We start from the raw sequence: 511 nt of genomic DNA, 5'->3' as shown, positions 1-511 counted from the left end.
TCTCACATTATGCCCAGTCTCAAACCTAGTTAACCCAATCTTATCACTTGTAGTTGCCCCAATACTAGCCTTAACTGTCTCATTTGAATATGCACCAATTTGAAATTCTTTGTTTGAAAACGTTCCACTTAGAAGCTTTTGACCATTGAATGATGTAGTATTACCAATATTGTCTAATTCTTCCATAAGTCTAGAAATATCAGCTTGAAGTGAGCGTCTTGTTTCAGTTGTTTGACCATCTTGAGCTGATTGAATAGCTTTATTCTTAATTGTATCAAGTATTTTTATTTGCTCATCCATAGCCTTATCAGCTGTCTGAATTATACCAATAGCATCATTAGCATTCATAATAGCTTGACCAAGAGAACTTGCTTGACTTCTTAAACTATCAGCAATTGCCATACCTGAAGCATCATCAGCAGCAGAGTTAATTCTAAAACCTGAGTTTAACTTATTTAAAGAACTGTCAATTGATCTATTGTTCATAGATGCGTTTGCATGAGCGCTTAGC

The 511-nt window shown here is 35.0% G+C and carries 1 protein-coding gene; it reads right to left on the bottom strand.

The window, feature by feature from the left end; genetic code table 11:
• Positions 1-511, bottom strand: a 511-nt coding sequence (locus KJQ97_RS09370; RefSeq protein ID WP_442862307.1) for a flagellin N-terminal helical domain-containing protein, incomplete at both ends; no start/stop codon positions are given.

The organism is Campylobacter sp. 2018MI01, from assembly GCF_018501205.1.
Lineage (GTDB): Bacteria > Campylobacterota > Campylobacteria > Campylobacterales > Campylobacteraceae > Campylobacter_E.
Note: the sequence above shows the minus strand (reverse complement) of the source record. Positions and strands in the feature narration are given on the sequence as shown.